Annotated in this window: 8 protein-coding genes; 3 read left to right on the forward strand and 5 right to left on the reverse strand. The window is 41.0% G+C overall.

Features of this window, described 5'->3' with window-relative positions:
* Positions 1-243: 243 nt before the first annotated feature.
* From H6G59_RS27675 to H6G59_RS26365, 4 genes are all read right to left on the reverse strand, one after another.
* On the reverse strand, positions 244-2,823 hold the full coding sequence (locus H6G59_RS27675) for a beta strand repeat-containing protein (RefSeq protein WP_190720834.1): 2,580 nt from the start codon (positions 2,821-2,823) through the stop codon (positions 244-246).
* 262 nt (positions 2,824-3,085) lie between these two features.
* Positions 3,086-4,591, reverse strand: a complete 1,506-nt coding sequence (locus H6G59_RS26355) for a calcium-binding protein (RefSeq protein ID WP_190720838.1) — start codon at positions 4,589-4,591, stop codon at positions 3,086-3,088.
* Between the two features lie 418 nt (positions 4,592-5,009).
* Positions 5,010-7,634: a CHAT domain-containing protein gene (locus H6G59_RS26360; RefSeq protein ID WP_190720857.1), complete on the reverse strand. Its 2,625-nt coding sequence runs from the start codon at positions 7,632-7,634 to the stop codon at positions 5,010-5,012.
* Between the two features lie 56 nt (positions 7,635-7,690).
* Entirely contained in the window at positions 7,691-10,915 is a 3,225-nt protein-coding gene (locus tag H6G59_RS26365) for a beta strand repeat-containing protein (protein ID WP_190720842.1), read from the reverse strand.
* Between the two features lie 145 nt (positions 10,916-11,060).
* On the opposite strand from H6G59_RS26365, the gene H6G59_RS26370 reads away from it, so the two are divergent.
* On the forward strand, positions 11,061-12,176 hold the full coding sequence (locus H6G59_RS26370; protein WP_190720845.1) for a precorrin-8X methylmutase: 1,116 nt from the start codon (positions 11,061-11,063) through the stop codon (positions 12,174-12,176).
* A gap of 182 nt (positions 12,177-12,358) precedes the next feature.
* Complete coding sequence (locus H6G59_RS26375) at positions 12,359-14,962, forward strand: substrate-binding domain-containing protein (protein ID WP_190720848.1); 2,604 nt, start codon at positions 12,359-12,361, stop codon at positions 14,960-14,962.
* 56 nt (positions 14,963-15,018) lie between these two features.
* Here H6G59_RS26375 and nadC read toward each other — a convergent pair whose 3' ends face one another.
* On the reverse strand, positions 15,019-15,885 hold the full coding sequence (gene nadC, locus H6G59_RS26380) for a carboxylating nicotinate-nucleotide diphosphorylase (protein ID WP_190720851.1): 867 nt from the start codon (positions 15,883-15,885) through the stop codon (positions 15,019-15,021).
* Positions 15,886-15,923: 38 nt separating this feature from the next.
* On the opposite strand from nadC, the gene H6G59_RS26385 reads away from it, so the two are divergent.
* Entirely contained in the window at positions 15,924-16,160 is a 237-nt protein-coding gene (locus H6G59_RS26385; RefSeq protein WP_190720854.1) for a hypothetical protein, read from the forward strand.
* Positions 16,161-16,274: the final 114 nt, after the last annotated feature.

Below are 16,274 nucleotides of genomic sequence, written 5' to 3' on the forward strand. Positions count from 1 at the left end.
TAGATAGGTCTTATTGACAATACCTGACCTATCTTTTTCTACCATAAATCGTCACATTCTTTACACTGTACTGTTTCCAGCCTTCTTTGTCTCCCCTTCAGGGTTTATTCAGCAAGCCCTACAATAGTTAAACCCACATTCCCAAATGTGGGAAAAAAGCAACACCCAGGAATTAAAAATTTCTGAGTGTAGTTAATAAACTGAAATTATGAACTTGTGAAAATAATTTTGATTTATAAATTCTTAAACAATCAAAATATCTTGATTAACCACAAAATCAGTAGGTTTATTTTCCAGATTAGCAAATTGAGTTCCTTGGTAGAACAAGCCGCCAGTAGCATTATTGTAACTAAAACTATTGTGGTCAACTATTCCAGAACTACCAAGAGATATTGAAAAACTAAATCCAAGTCGAGAAACTTGAATTTTGTCACCTTCGGCACTATTGAAATCTTTGATAACGTCTGAACTGTCCAAAAGAGAGTTGAAAACAAATTTATCAGCCCCAGCCCCACCTACGAGGGTATCATAGCCAAATCCACCTACTAAGGTATCATTACCTAATCCCCCTACTAAATTATCATTGCCAATTCCACCAGTGAGGCTATCATTGCCATCACCACCAAATACAAAAGACGAGTAGTCGTTAGATGCAGTGAGTGTATCATCACTTATACCGCCTGTAACAACTGCATAAGTTCCACCTTGTGCAAAGCTGATAAATTCTGCATTGCTAACAGTGTCAGTACCTTCATTACCATCAGCGATATTTTGATCAATTATTTGCAAATCGCCATTGTTTAGGAAAGAAATACCATAATCTGCATAGTATCCTGCATAAAATACAGTATCAGTACCATCACCACCATTTAAAATATCATTGCCCGCGCCGCCACTGATTTGATCATTTCCAGCGCCACCATTGAGAATATCATTGTCAGCGCCACCCCGCAGTTTATCAACATATTGCGTACCAGTAATCTCAAACTTTTCAACATTGCTGTATGTAAGCAAGGGAAAAGCGTTGTAACCATTAGAGCTACCAGGAGGTATGCTGTTGTCATTACTGTAAATGGCATTTTGTCCGTAATACTGCACCTCAATCCCAACACCATTATTAAACTGACTATAGTCTGCTTTGAGAGTGTCAATACCAGCACCACCATCTACAGTTCCATCTATGTCAACTAAAATATCATCACCGTCACCACCATTGAGGTAATCATAACCAGCGCCACCAACGAGAGCATCATTACCACCAGCACCATTGAGGATATCATTGCGATCGCTACCAAACAGCAAATCTCCATACTGTGTTCCAGTAACTTGAAATTGCTCAATATTGGTGTAATCAAGTAGAGGAATTGTACTTGAGTTGCTGTAAATTTCCGTCCGATACCAAAAGCCAAGATTAATACCAATACCATTATTAAACTGACTGTAGTCAGCTCTGAGAGTATCAATACCAGCACCACCATCTACAGTTCCATCTATATCAATGAAAACATCATTCCCATCACCACCATTTAAGATATCAAAACCAGCCCCACCACTGATTTCATCATCACCAGCCCCACCGTTGAGGATGTCATTACTAGCACCACCCCGCAGCTTATCGGCATATTGTGTACCCGTGATTTCAAACTTCTCAATATTGCTATATGTAAGCAAGGGGAAAGCGTTATAACCCAAGGGACTACCAGGAGGTATGCTGTTGTTATTACTATAGATGGCATTTTGTCCGTAATACTGCACCTCAATTCCATAACCATTATTAAACTGGCTGTAGTCCGCTTTTAGAGTGTCAGTACCAGCACCACCATCCACATTTCCTTGAATGTTAATCAAAATATCATTGCCAGCCCCACCAAAGAGGTAGTTATAACCACCACCACCATTGAGGATGTCATTATTAGCGCCACCCCGCAAAATATCGTTATATTGTGTACCAGTAATCTCAAACTTCTCAACATTGCTATATCTAAGCAACACAGAAGCAGGGACAGAAGAATTTGCACCATAGGGATTAAGGTTGTAATTGCTATAGATAGCACTTTCCCCGTTGTATCCCACTTCAATGCCAACACCATTATTAAACAGGCTGTAGTCTGCTCTAAGAGTATCAGTACCAGCACCACCATCAACAATACCTTGAATATCAATTAAAGTATCATTACCATCTCCACCATTCAGGTAGTCAAAACCAGCACCACCATTGAGGTTATCATTACCACCTCCACCACTGATTTGATCATCACCATCACCACCATTGAGGTTGTCATTATAAGCGTAACCTTGCAAAACATCGTTATATTTTGTACCTGTGATTTCAAACCTCTCAACATTGTTGAAAGTCAGTAAACCACTACCATCAACGCGACTAAAGATGATGTTGTATCCCAACCATCCCACATGAATACCAGCACCATTATCGAACTGGCTATAGTCTGCCTTTAGAAAATCAATACCAGCACCACCATCAACATTACCTTGGGTATCAACTAAAATATCATCACCATCTCCACCATAGATATAATCGTAGCCTTCCCCACCATTGATATTATCGTTGCCACCACCACCGTAGATGGTATCATTTCCTTCATCACCATTTATGACATCGTCGTTATTTCCACCAGTGAGGAAATCATCGCCGCCTTTTCCAGAAATTACCCAAGATAAACCGTCATTAGGTGCGGTAAAGATATTATTGTGATTGTCACCTGTATATCTAGGCATTTTAGTTTGTCCTTTATTTTTCAAAGTAAAAGTGATGTTTTCCGTGAGGTGATTAACCCCGGTTTTATGTGTCATGGAGTTTGGCATTAGCCTTTGAACTCCTTGCTGAGTTACACGGTTCACTTTTGAGGTTTATGCAATTTTGAAAGAACAAAGCTAAAAAATTTTTATGTTCATAAAAAACTACACCCAAGAATTCAAAATCATCTCTGGGTGTAGCTATAGAGGTTGTCAGTTAGATGAGAAAATTCAGTTATCATCCAACTCATACATTACAAGGAGTTCAAATTTTTCACCTGTTATAGTAGACTTAAAATTATGAATTTATCAGACCAATTTCCGCAGAGTTCTAAACAAGCTGAATGTCTAAAGTAACGCTGAAACTAGCAGGTTTGTTCTCAAGAGTAGCAAATTGAGTTCCTTGGAATGACAAGCCTCCAGTAACATTATTATAGCTGAAACTATTGACATCAGTAATCCCAAATCCAACTTTAGAAATCTGAATTTTGTCACCTTCCACCCGACTAAAATCTTTGATAACATCAATTCCTTCTAGCTTGGAGTTGAAAACAAAGTTATCTGCACCAAGACCACCAGTGAGGGTATCATTGCCAGCACCACCTTTGAGGATGTCATTGCTAATGCCACCCTGTAGAATATCTGCATATTTTGAACCTGTGATCTCAAACTTCTCAATATTGCTGTAACCAAGTATGCCCTGACCACTAAAGCGGCTGAAAATCTGATTTTGTCCCAAATATCCCACATGAACACCAGCACCATTGTTAAGTAGGCTGTAGTCTGCCCTGAGAGTGTCAGTGCCTACACCACCATCAACAGTACCTTCTGTATCAATCAAAATATCATTACCATCTCCACCAAAAAGGTAGTCATTACCAGTCCCACCATCCAGGATATCATTGCCAGCCCCGCCACGGATATCATCATTGCCAGCACCACCACTGAGGATGTCATTGTTAGCGCCACCCTGTAGAATATCTGCATATTTTGAGCCTGTGATCTCAAACTTCTCAATATTGCTGTAACCAAGTATGCCCTGACCACTAAAGCGGCTGAAAATCTGATTTTGTCCCAAATATCCTACATGAACACCAGCACCATTGTTAAGTAGGCTGTAGTCTGCCCTGAGAGTGTCAGTGCCTGCACCACCATCAACAGTACCTTCTGTATCAATCAAAATATCATTACCATCTCCACCATTGAGCGTGTCATAACCAGCCCCACCTGTGATGGTATCGTTACCAGCACCGCCATTAAGGGTATCGTTACCAGCACCACCATCCAAGATATCATTGCCAGCCCCGCCATCTAAGATGTCATTGCCTGCACCACCTTTGAGGATGTCATTGTTAGCACCACCTCGCAAAACATCGGCATATTGTGTACCTGTAATCTCAAACTTCTCAACATTGCTGTATCTAAGTAAGACAGAAGCGTTGTAACCCAAACCACTGCCAGGAGTTATGCTGTTATCATCGCTATAGATGGCATTTTCTCCGTTGTATCCCACTTCAATCCCAACGCCATTATTAAACAGGCTGTAGTCTGCTCTGAGAGTGTCAATGCCTGCACCACCATCAACAATACCGTCGATATCAATCAAGATATCATCACCATCACCACCATTGAGCGTGTCATAACCAGCCCCACCTATGAGGGTATCGTTACCAGCACCGCCATTAAGGGTATCGTTACCAGCCCCGCCATCTATTTTGTCATCTTTAACTCCACCCGTGAGAACGTCATTACCGCCCTTTCCAGAAAATACCCAAGATAAACCGTCATTAGGAGCAGTAAAAACATTATTGTTATCGTCACCAGTGTATGTAGGCATTTGAGTTTGTCCTTATATTTTTCAAAGTAAAAGTGTTGTCACATCTGAGGTGATTAACCTCGTTTTTTGCGTAATGGAGTTTGGCCTTAGCTTTTGAACTCCCTGCTGATTTACACGCTGGGGTTTTGAGTTTTATGCAGCTATTTGGAAAAATAAAAAAGGAAAATTTGCTGACTTGATCAAAAGTCAGTCTTGGTAAGTATTGTGGCTTTACTGGACGCAAACTTGATTATTATTTCGTAGGGTGGGCAATGCCCACCAACCCTTATTAGGGCTTGCTGTTCGCGGAGCGTGCCGTTAGGCATATAAATGTAAAACCTAGATAAATCAAGGGATTCAAGGGTAAAAAAGGTGAATTAGGTGCAAGATGTGAATTTGCTTAGAAACCGGAATTGATTGAGATCACAATGCCAGCAACCTACAGCCAATTTCCCAGCAAGACATAAGATGCCCAATGCACAGGATGTCGATAATCAGGGTCTTTTAATAGTGAAAGTTGAGCTAGTCGCAGTGCTTCTGCCTTCGTCACTTGCTTAGTTGCTAACTCTTTATAAAATTGACCAATGAGAAGCGCCCCAGATTCATCATCAAGACTCCAAAGAGAAGCTAAGGTACTACGTGCGCCGGCTTGAATTGCTACCCCAGCTAATCCTAAAGCCGCTCGTTTGTCTCCTTCGGCAGTTTCGCAAGCACTCAAAACGAGTAATTCAATGGGTTCAGGTCTAGTTTTTTCTCTGCTGCGAAGTAAGTCTTTTAATTCATTCACCTTCATGGGTTTATCCCAAGCCAACACAAAGGTTTCATCAGCATTAGAACTAAATTGACCGTGAGTTGCTAAATGCACCACAGAAAAGGGAAGAGAGTCAATTTGTTGGCGTAAAGCTGCACTCGTAAATGTTTGATTCAGGAGAACTTCGCTAGGAACTTCTGACTCAACTGCTTTTAATTCTTCATTGACATTCGGTAAAGAACTAAATCCATGTCGTGCTTCTGCCAGTCCAGCTACCAATGTTTTCAGCCTACTTTGCTGTAAAGGACGAGGACCCAATAACTCTAAACCGGGCGTAAGTGCCACACTGTATTTTTCTAATAAATATTGTTTGCCATCATATAAAGCAGCCATTGGGATATTCCGCAAAGCACCATCCAAAATAAAAACTAATGTTTTCACCTGACTTTGAGATAGTTCTGTTTGTACGGGACGAATCAACCAATCATAAACCTTGGCAGATAATAGTTTTCCTTCGGGAGTTGTGTAAGGTTTTTCTAAATTGAGTCTGAGTTGTTCTGCAACTTCTTCAACTTCATGTTGAGATACTTTGGCAGCGTAGTGACGTAATGCTTGTTGGGGTAAACTTAGAATTACTTCTAGTTTGTCTTGGAGAATAATTGGATAAATTACTGCTGCTTTTGATTGTTGAATCTGTTCAATTGGTACTATCTGTCCTTCTAGACAAGCGGAACGAAAAAAGTTATCAAGTTCTGCTAATTGTAATGATTCAATTACTTGACGGGCTTGTTTTAGCTGCTCTTGACTAGGTTCTGTGCTTGTTCCTGGATTTAAAAGTAGTTCTACATATTCACGATACACAGGTTCTACAGTTTCCCGAAAGGAAAATTGGATATCTGTGTTGATTGCCACCAAATCACTCCGCAGAGATTTTAACGTTGTGAAGGCTATTTTATAAGCATCCGTCGCTAGTTTGATTGCCCCTTGAGCTTTTAAGATGCGTCCTAATTGCCACTGCCATTGATAGGCAACATCTGGAGCATTAATAGCTTGGGCTAGTTGTAAAGCTTGTTCGGTTAACTCTTGAGCATTTGACCATTGCGGAATTTGTTCATAAAGTCCACCTAAATAACCTAAAGCATAGGATTGGGCTTTTTGGTCATTTAAACTTTTGGCTTGTTTAACTGCTGTTACCAATAACTGAGCAGATTCAGTTTTTTTAATTCCCAGTTTTACCAAACTTTTAGCAAGGTTAATGCGAGCATAAATTGAAGACCGACTGGGAGATAAGTTGGCCAGATTAGGCTGGATTTGTATCCACAGATTTTCAGCTTTTTGTGCTTGTCCAGTGGATATTAATAAGTAAATTTGATTAATTTGAGCCTGAATTTGTGTAATGTTTGCAGGTGAAGTAGTAGCTGCCTCTTCATAGTATTTTAATGCAGATTCTGTATCGCCTTGGGCATAAGCTGTGTTACCCAAACTGAGTAAAGTGGCGCTCAGTTCTGGTGTTAATACATCTGCACTCTGTAATACTTGCAAACTTTGCTGCAAAACTTGCCGAGAATCACCAAAAGCCCCCACTAATCTGAGAACATTGCCCAAACTACGCAAACCTGTACTTTTCAATTGCCGGTTTGGCTGATTTACCAGTAATTGTTCCACATCGGCTAGGGTTTTACGAGCTTGGAGGTAAAGCCCTAAAGCTTGTTGAGCTTGTGCCTGATTAATTAAACTGCCAATTTTGCCTTGTGTATACCCAGCTTCAGTATAAATAGCATCTGCTTGTTGCCAAGTATTCAAAGCTGGTTCGGCTTGACCTTGAGCTAATTCTAAACTTCCTTGAGTATTAAGAGCTTGGGCTAAAATTAGCTTTGTTTGTGGAGTTTTTTGTTCTTTATTCCCCAATAGTTTCAAACTGGAAGTAATTGCTTCCTTTGCCTGCTGCCACTGTCCCAACTGCTGATAAGCTAAGGCAAGATAATTTAGCACCATAGCTTGAGACGATAGATTATTTTCTGCTTTGAGTGCCTGTTGCCAAATATTTACAGCTTCTGCATATCGTTCTGCTTGGTACAGTTCTCTACCTTGCTGAATTAAATTTGAGTTAGATAAGTATTGTGTAGAATTATCCCCGATTTCCTTGGCTTGTAAAAGCGGAAAAATAAAAGAGAAAGGTGGGACAGAAGAGGCTGTAACTGGTCTAAATTCTGGCATCAGCGTTAGACTCATCCCTATTAGCATACAAAGCAGAAAAGCTAGAGCTTTACGCCAAAATCTCTGCTGTTTTTTTGTGATTTGCGAGTCTAACATCATAACTAGCTAATTACTCATAATTAAGTTTTTTCCTATTCCCTATTCTCTATTCCCTATTCCCTTTTGCTATTTGCACAACTAACAGGTGTAACAAAAGAATTGTGAAGGGTAGTAGTGGGTGCTTGAGCTACGAGGGTGATACTACCATCAGCACCAATTACCCAGCCTTGAGCTTCTACAATTGCAGCAGGTCGTTGAGAAAGGCTTTTGTCTTCTTTTTGAGAGTTGGTCAATTTTTCATTCAGCAAAGCATGGGGTTGTAAGTCGTACCAGACTGCATCACTACTGAGAAGTTCACTGGGGTTAGCTGGTAAACCACCCCGTCCAGTAACTATAAATTCACTTTCTTGACTGGCTGTTGTTCCTCCAGCACCTCTACAGGTTTGGGAAATTAATTTGGCAGCATCTACTATATTTGTAGGTAATGCTACTAGTCCATTATTGGGGTCGGTATCAAGTGTGTTGAGATTCACTTGACCATTTAATGAAGGATTGGCTTGGGAAATAGCTGTGATGTCACTCGTGGGCAAAGATACGGAATTTAGCTGGGTAGGGTCGTTTGTTCCCAATAACCTCTCTAAATCTGCACGAGTACGTGGTGTTAGTCCAAAAATACTTTGAGCAGTAATATCTACTCTTCCACCATTGCCAATAAAAGCATTGGCGGTAATATCGTTATTTTCTGAAGGAAAAGCAACGATAAATGGGGTATTGATGGTAATGTTACCTCCATTACCTCCTGCCTGAGCAGTTCCAGCAGTGGTGGAAATCAGACTATTGCGCCTTAATAACAACAGGTCTTGTAGTTGGAGTTGAATATTACCGCCAGTATTACTCGCTGTTTCCGCAGAAATCACAGCATCGTTATCAAGGGTTAAGGTTCCGGCTTGGATATGAATAATACCGCCTATTCCACTACCTTGATTATCGACAGCAATTTTAGCACCATCACGAAGGATCATGACTTGGGGATTAATGAAGATATTACCACTGTTGCCCGTAGCATCAAGGGTTGTATTAGCAAAAATTCCACTGTTAGTACCTGTTATGGTCACGCGATCGCTTACTCTTAAACTAATGTCTCCTGCCGGATTCGTGCTGCTTGTTGATGTGAGAAGTTTTCCACCACTAACAGCATCAAAAGTATTTGCTGTCACTGTAATATTGCCTGCTTTACCCATGCCGTTGCTTTGAGCATTTAAACGCGCACGGTTACTAATTGAGAGTGACCCGGCAATAATCTGGATATCTCCACCTTTGCCTTCTGCACCCAAAGATACTGTGCTAAATGCTCCACTGCTGAAGTCCAATAAACTGACTCCATCAAATGAAACCATATCCTGCGCTTGAATCAAAATACTCCCCGCATCTCCCTGGCCACGAGTTTGAGAGCTTAACGCAGCACCATTGGTAACCGAAAGTGAGCCTGTAGTAATATGAATATTTCCTCCCTTACCTACTGCACTTGGTTCCACGGCACTGATAGCTCCACTGGGTAATCCATAACTAGCAGTACCCTTAAAAGAAACTTGATCGCGAGTTTTAATAGTGATATTGCCTGCATCTCCTTGTCCAATTGTCGCCACCTGTAGTTGAGCGCCATTACTAACAAAAAGCGACTCTGCTGTGATTTGGATATTTCCTCCCTTACCCACTGCATTTTCAGACACTGTGCTGAATGCTCCACTGGGAAATTCATCTTCACTACTTACGCCATCAAAAGCAACCCCATTTACCCCACGAGTTTGAATTGTGACATTGCCTGCATCGCCGTTGCCAAAAGTGCTAGAACTCAGTTGAGATCCGTTAACAACTGCAAGGGAATCTGCCGTGATTTCAATATTTCCTCCTTTACCGAATATTGCACGGCTTGATACCTGACTTGCCATATCACTTTGATCCAGTAAGACCGCTTCACGGACTTGAATAGTAATATTACCTGCACTTCCTTGACCAGCAGTACCGGAATCTAAGAAAGCAGTATTAATCATTGAGAGAGACCCGGCTTGGATGTTAATATTTCCGGCTTGACCTACGGCTTTTGGGGCTATGTCGCTAACTATTTTGGTAGAGTAATTTTCACCATTGAGTCCATCAATTGTCACCGTGTCACGAGCTTGAATTGTGACGTTACCTGCATTTCCCTGTCCAAGAGTACTAACAATCACTTGAGAGCCATCACTCATCAAAAATGAGCCTGTCCCTACCTTAATATCACCACTATTACCTGTAGCATTCTGCCCAACTGTGTTTTTGATTGTACTCGACTGCCTTAATCTGATTAAATCGGTGGCATTGAGGGTAATATCTCCAGCTTGATTGCCAAAAGTTCCTAAACCAGACCCGATGCCGGCTTGAATGTTACTTCCTCCTGCAATATCGATGTTTCGAGAGGAAATTGCGATACTACCACCATTTTCGGCTGTAACATTGAGCTTGGCATGATCGCTAAGTGAAACATCTGCTCTGGGTACACTCTCAGGTAAGCTCATACTCAAATTGTTACCCGCAAACGTCAACTCGACACTTCCCGGTGCTGCTAACCCACCCAAATTAATTCTACCCCCCAAGGCATTCAAGCTCCCTCCACTCAGGTTGATGTCGCCTCCCAACAGCAATAAACTTCGACCATCGGCAACCCGTAAACCAAACGTCTGCTGTCCTGAGCGATCTAAACCTGTAGGTGCGACTGATCTACTTTCAATACTTGCTGCCCTAATTTGGTTGAAAAATAATGCTGAAGGATTGACACTCAGCAAGGGGATTTTCTCAGGGTTTGAAGCGCTGAAAAAACCCTGATTACCAAATTGAACACCATTTGCTGTACTCGCTACAAAAGAACCTGCAATATCTAATTTGGCATTTTCTCCAAAAAAGATCCCTTTGGGATTAATTAAAAATAAGTTGGCATTACCTAAAACTCCCAAGGTCCCCAAAATATCAGCACGGTTGTTCCCTGTGACTCGTGTGAGGATATTTTCTACACCTGTGGGGTTGGAGAAATAAACCCGTTGCCCATCACCAATGCTAAATTCACGAAAGCTGTGAAATAGGTTTGCACCTCTCACTGCACCACCATCAATTAGATCACCTATTGCTCCTTTAATATCAACTTTCGGTTTTACCAGAGATGCTTCATTGCCCAATGTAGTATCAGGTTTAATTTGAGCAAGGACAACAGGTTGTCCCACAATCATGGGACTAAGCGCCAAGATTGCTATCCTCAAAAACCAAACTTCGTTTGACCACTTAACCAAAATATTGATAAAATAAGACATATTTATTTTTCAAAAAATTACATATTTTGAATTTTATTAATTCAATAATCTACACTCTTTTTTTTGTTTTGTATGCTTTACAGAAAAAGCTCAAGTAGGTTTTGTGTATTTTCAACCTTAGACTCAAATCGATATTAAATAAAATATGAATGCAGGTTGTTTAACTATCAAAGAATTTACGGAAGCGGTAGGTGGTGGAATTACACCGCGAATGGTGAGACATTATCATCAATTAGGACTATTACCACAAGCGGTGCGATCGCACAGTAATTATCGCCTATACAGCCAAAAAGATGTCATCCGATTACAAAGAATTGTTGCACTTAAACAGCAAGGATTTCAACTCAACCACATTCGTCACATTTTGGAAGTGAACGAAGCAGACACAAATCATAACCTGATGGCGCAACTACAACAACAGTATCAGGCAATAACACAACAAATTTCTCAGTTGCGACAAACAGCTTCAGCTTTAGAAGGTTTGTTAGGGAGAGATGAACATTGTCAAATCATACAAGCTGAAGTTTTAGCCCAAATTAAGTTACTGGAAGTTGACACCCAAGCAGGTTTAGGGGGACTAGAAAAACTGTGGAGTCGGTTAGACACTGAAGTTCACAACCATTCAGAAGTATTCCCAGAATCCCTCAAACGCTTATTACCTGATTTATCCAATCGTTCAGAAATTGAACAACATCTAATTTCCCAATTAGTTTTAGCTTGCGGTGATGTAAGTTTGGTATCTTTTTTGCGGTTGAGTCGGGAAGCTATAGCAGCCAGTCGAAAAGCCCTAAAATCTGGTTGTGAGATTATTGTTGATCTTCCCACAGTTGCAGCTGTTTTAGACCAAACGCGATTAGCCCATTTGGGATGTCTAGTCACAACTTTAATTGATAATCCCCACATTACCACTGTCACAGAAGCGGAACAATCATTTTGGCAAGATCAAAAATGGCGAGAAACATTGCTGCAACTAAATACGGGGGCTATACTGGTGGTTGGTTATGCCCCTTCAGTATTGCTGGAAATCTGTACAGCCCTTGAAAACCAGAAAATTCAGCCAGCACTAGTGATAGGAATGCCTATCGGCTTTAGTCATGCACCCGCAGCCAAGCGAAAACTTATGGAACAAAATGTGCCTTTTATTACTATTGAAGGATCTTTAGGTGGTGGATTATTAGCTACCACAGTTCTGAATTCCTTGGTAGAGTCGCTGATTGATAAGCCGAATTGTCATTGTTATCTCAAAGAAACCCTCGTATAAACTATACCCAAAAGCTTACAGTTTTTACTAGATCAACAAAACGTAGTATGGATTAATTTTTAGTAAATTCGGTTACTGGGGATAAACATAACTAAAGATGTATAATTAACGCGTCTCCTCTATACAAAAACATCTTGACAATTAGCCCACTTTACTATTTTTTATACCTTAATAAGGGGCATATGTGGCAACAAGAAAAAAAAGATAGTTTCATTGTTAGTTTGGCTTTATCGTTGAGCTTGGCTACCATTCCCATGGCAGCAAATTTCTTAATTTCCAGACCTGTATTGGCAGAATCTACAACTGATGCGGCCACTTTCCCACTGCCACAAACAGTGGAAAATGGAACTACAGTGCGGATTGATGGTTCCAATAGCTTGGTGATGATTAACCAAAACCTCAAAGATGACTTTGAAAAAAAGTTCTCTGGAACAAAGGTAGAAGTGAGTGTTAATGGGACTGATGCCGCACTGCAAGGTTTGCTAGATGGCAAAATAGATATAGCTGCGATCGCTCGTAGACTAACACCAGCAGAACAAGCCCAAGGTTTAGAACAAATCAATTTACGTCGAGAAAAGATTGCTATTGTAGTGGGTGCAAACAATCCGTTCAAAGGCGGTTTGACAAGTGAGCAGTTCGCCAAGATTTTTCGGGGAGAAATCACAGACTGGTCAGAACTAGGAGGATCTGCTGGTAAGATTCGGTTTATCGATCATCCTCCAACTAGCGATACTCGTAATTCCTTTCGCAACTACCCAGCCTTTAAATCCCGTGAATTTGCCACAGGTACTAATGCCATCCAAGTTACTAATGATAACATTGCCCAAATCATCAAAGAATTAGGCACAGACGGTATCACCTATGTGATGAATAATCAGGTATCAATGCTGCCAGATGTGCGAAAACTGAAAATACAGGAAATTTCCCCAGATAATTCTAGATATCCCTTTTCCCAGCCTTTAGTTTACGTTTACAAGCAAAATCCCAGCCCCGGAGTAGCTAATTTTCTCGGCTTTACAACTGCAAACCCCGGAAAAAAAGCGATAGAAGAGGCTATAAATGCTGAAGCATCTGCGATCGCAGCCCGTGCATTACAAAGTTTTAGTACAGAAACTACCACAAGTTCTATACCAGCGGCTACACCCACAGCAATTGCTTCACAATCAGAAACTTCATCATCTACCGTTAATTCAGCTAACGAGCAACAGTTTGTGACTCCTTGGGACAATAATCCTAATGGGCAAAGGAATATAGTACTTTGGATGGTCTTATCTTTGTTGCCAATTGTTGGCTTAGGTGGCTTCTTAACTTGGTGGTTACGGGGAAGACGGCAATCCATCAGTGAAAACACAAATGGCTTGGAAGTTGATACTTCTATAAAATCAGTTTCAGACACAACATCTGACGAATACAACTTTATCCCCTCTATTAACAACAACACTACCCCCACTAACGGAACATCTCACCACACTCAAAACACCACATCAACCCTATCCAACACAGAAGAGAATTTCATTCTCACTGATACTGAAAGTTTAGGATCTGGTTTAACAGCCATAGCTGTCAAAGAAAAAAACACCCCAGCAGAAGATAAAAATCAGGTGGAAATTTCTGCTGAGACAATTGCTCTTGATTGTGGTGAAGTTGTCTGGGACACAGAAGCACCAGTGGCTGTTGTCAAGAGTCCCTATCCCTCAGTCCCAAATATTTCAGAACTACCATTTGATCTAGAACTGCCAACAGATGATCTCACCAATTCCCTCTTAGAATTACTAAATGAACCAGCAGAGACATCTAATCAACATTCCACAACTTCGCTTTCAGAATTACTAAATGAACCAGCAGAGACATCTAATCAACATTCCACAACTTCACTGTTAGAATTACTCGGTGTACTAGCAACCTCAGCTAATGACGGTTCCAATACTTCACTGTTAGAGTTACTTGGTGTGCTAACAACATCAAGCGATGGAGAGTCTAACACCTCACTTTTAAAATTACTGACTGTACCCACAGCAACATCTGATCAAGATTCCACAACTTCACTTTCAGAATTACTGGGTTTGTCACCAGGATCATTAGATGTGGAACTACCAACAGATGAGATAAAAAATTCACTACCTGATTTATCAGATGACTTCAGAGAGGTATTGAATACCTTGACTGACGAGGCTGAACTCAAGGCTAATTTGACAGAAGAAGTTACTAATTGGTCAGATGCAATTGGTGATGGTAGTATCGTCTTCACACCCCGCACTCCTAAATGGGCTTATGTTTCTTGGTATGTTTCGGAAACTCAGAAACAAGCGCTGCAAAACAAAGGCGGTAATTTCTTAGCAGTGCGACTGTATGATGTCACTGATATTGACCTCAGTTACCAGATTCCCCAGCTAGTGCAACAGTATGAATGTGAAGAAGCAACACATGATCGTTACCTGGCTATTCCCCAAGGAAATCGTGACTACATGACAGAAATTGGTTATGTTACTTATGCTGATAGCTGGTTGTGTATAGCTCGTTCTGGTGTTGTTCGCGTTTTCAGTCGTTCTAGTGCAGATTTCTGGTTTGTTACAGATACTGAGCTAGTTATTCAGGGAGCAACAGAGCCTGGTACAACTGTTACTATCAATGGTAACAGCATTAAACTCAAATCTGATGGTACTTTCCATTTCCGTGTTCCCTTTTCAGATAACTTACTCAACTATCTGATAACAGCAACGTCTGCTAACGGAGGACAACAAAGAACTATCTCTAAGAAGTTCTCTCAGGAAAGTTTAGATAGTTAAGTTTTAGCAACTAGGAGTGACTTTTTTCCACTAATCACTCCTACTCCTCTCAATTTTCAATCTATTCTCATACTCAAATCCAACCACCTTGATTGCGTAATCGGCGCACTACTAGAAATATAATCAATACCCGTTTCTGCCACAGCGTGAATAGTCTCCAAAGTCACATTTCCCGAAGCCTCAATCTTCACTCGACTATCCTGCTTACGAATCAACTGCACTGCTTCACCCATCATCTCCAAAGGCATATTATCCAACATAATAATGTCGGCTTTATGCTCTAATGCTTCTTGCACCTGTACCAAACTTTCCGTTTCCACCTCAATTGTTAGAGGATAAGGAATTTGGGAACGAACACGGATAATAGCTTGCCCAATTCCACCAGCAGCTACAATGTGATTATCCTTAATCATTACCGCATCATCTAACCCCATCCGGTGGTTAATCGCACCACCTAGAGCCGTAGCGTACTTTTCCAAGATTCTCAATCCCGGTGTAGTTTTGCGTGTATCCACCAACTGGGCAGGTAAATCTGCTATTTTCTCTACATATATATTAGTCAGAGTTGCAATTCCACTTAACCGCATCGCCAAATTTAGCGCCACCCGTTCCCCCATCAACAGCGCATCCAAAGCACCATTAATTTCTGCTACCACTTCTCCCGGTTCACACTTTGCACCTTCAGACTTTACAGCTACAAAGCCCACTTTAGGATTCAGCAACTCAAACACCCTGGCTGCAACTGGTAAGCCAGCAATTATTCCAGGTGCTTTTGCTACCCATTTCGCTTGTCCTAACGTCGCATTTTGGGATAAAAGAGATTGAGTAGTGCGATCGCCTCTACCAATATCCTCCAACAACCAACTTTGCAACAACTGATCCAGTACCAAAAACGTTGGAAGTACAGCCACGGAACCTTTCATCTAATTTCTTACCTCTGGAATTGAGTTCAAATTCTTCTATGTCTACTCAACCCTATCAACAATTGTTTCATGTCCTGCGAGCGATCACAGAAATTCCAGACAGAGTCAGAAATCAACAAACTCAGCGATATATTCTACTTGGTAAATCTAAACTGCTTTATTTATTGCAACGGTTTTTGCCCCAAGTCGCAGAAAAATCGTTCGTCCAGGCTTATAAGTCCATCTGGATTTATGCCCATTCCCTACTTTTATCCCACCCAAGTCTTATCCCATAAGGATTTAGACCGCTTAAAAAAATTCCCAGAAAAAAGTTGGAAAAAGAGTTGACATTGTAAAGGAGGTTCGATATATTAAATAAGTGCCGGAGAGAGAACGCCGCAAAGCGAACT

The sequence above is a fragment of the Anabaena lutea FACHB-196 genome (assembly GCF_014698305.1).
Classification (GTDB): domain Bacteria; phylum Cyanobacteriota; class Cyanobacteriia; order Cyanobacteriales; family Nostocaceae; genus Anabaena; species Anabaena lutea.

Bases quoted from the DNA above. Each gene is read 5' to 3' on its own strand.
- H6G59_RS27675 (WP_190720834.1), bottom strand. From the start codon at position 2,823: ATGCCAAACTCCATGACACATAAAACCGGGGTTAATCACCTCACGGAA.
- H6G59_RS26375 (WP_190720848.1), top strand. From the start codon at position 12,359: ATGTGGCAACAAGAAAAAAAAGATAGTTTCATTGTTAGTTTGGCTTTA.
- H6G59_RS26360 (WP_190720857.1), bottom strand. From the start codon at position 7,634: ATGTTAGACTCGCAAATCACAAAAAAACAGCAGAGATTTTGGCGTAAA.
- H6G59_RS26370 (WP_190720845.1), top strand. From the start codon at position 11,061: ATGAATGCAGGTTGTTTAACTATCAAAGAATTTACGGAAGCGGTAGGT.
- H6G59_RS26365 (WP_190720842.1), bottom strand. From the start codon at position 10,915: ATGTCTTATTTTATCAATATTTTGGTTAAGTGGTCAAACGAAGTTTGG.
- H6G59_RS26385 (WP_190720854.1), top strand. From the start codon at position 15,924: ATGTCTACTCAACCCTATCAACAATTGTTTCATGTCCTGCGAGCGATC.
- H6G59_RS26355 (WP_190720838.1), bottom strand. From the start codon at position 4,591: ATGCCTACATACACTGGTGACGATAACAATAATGTTTTTACTGCTCCT.
- nadC (WP_190720851.1), bottom strand. From the start codon at position 15,885: ATGAAAGGTTCCGTGGCTGTACTTCCAACGTTTTTGGTACTGGATCAG.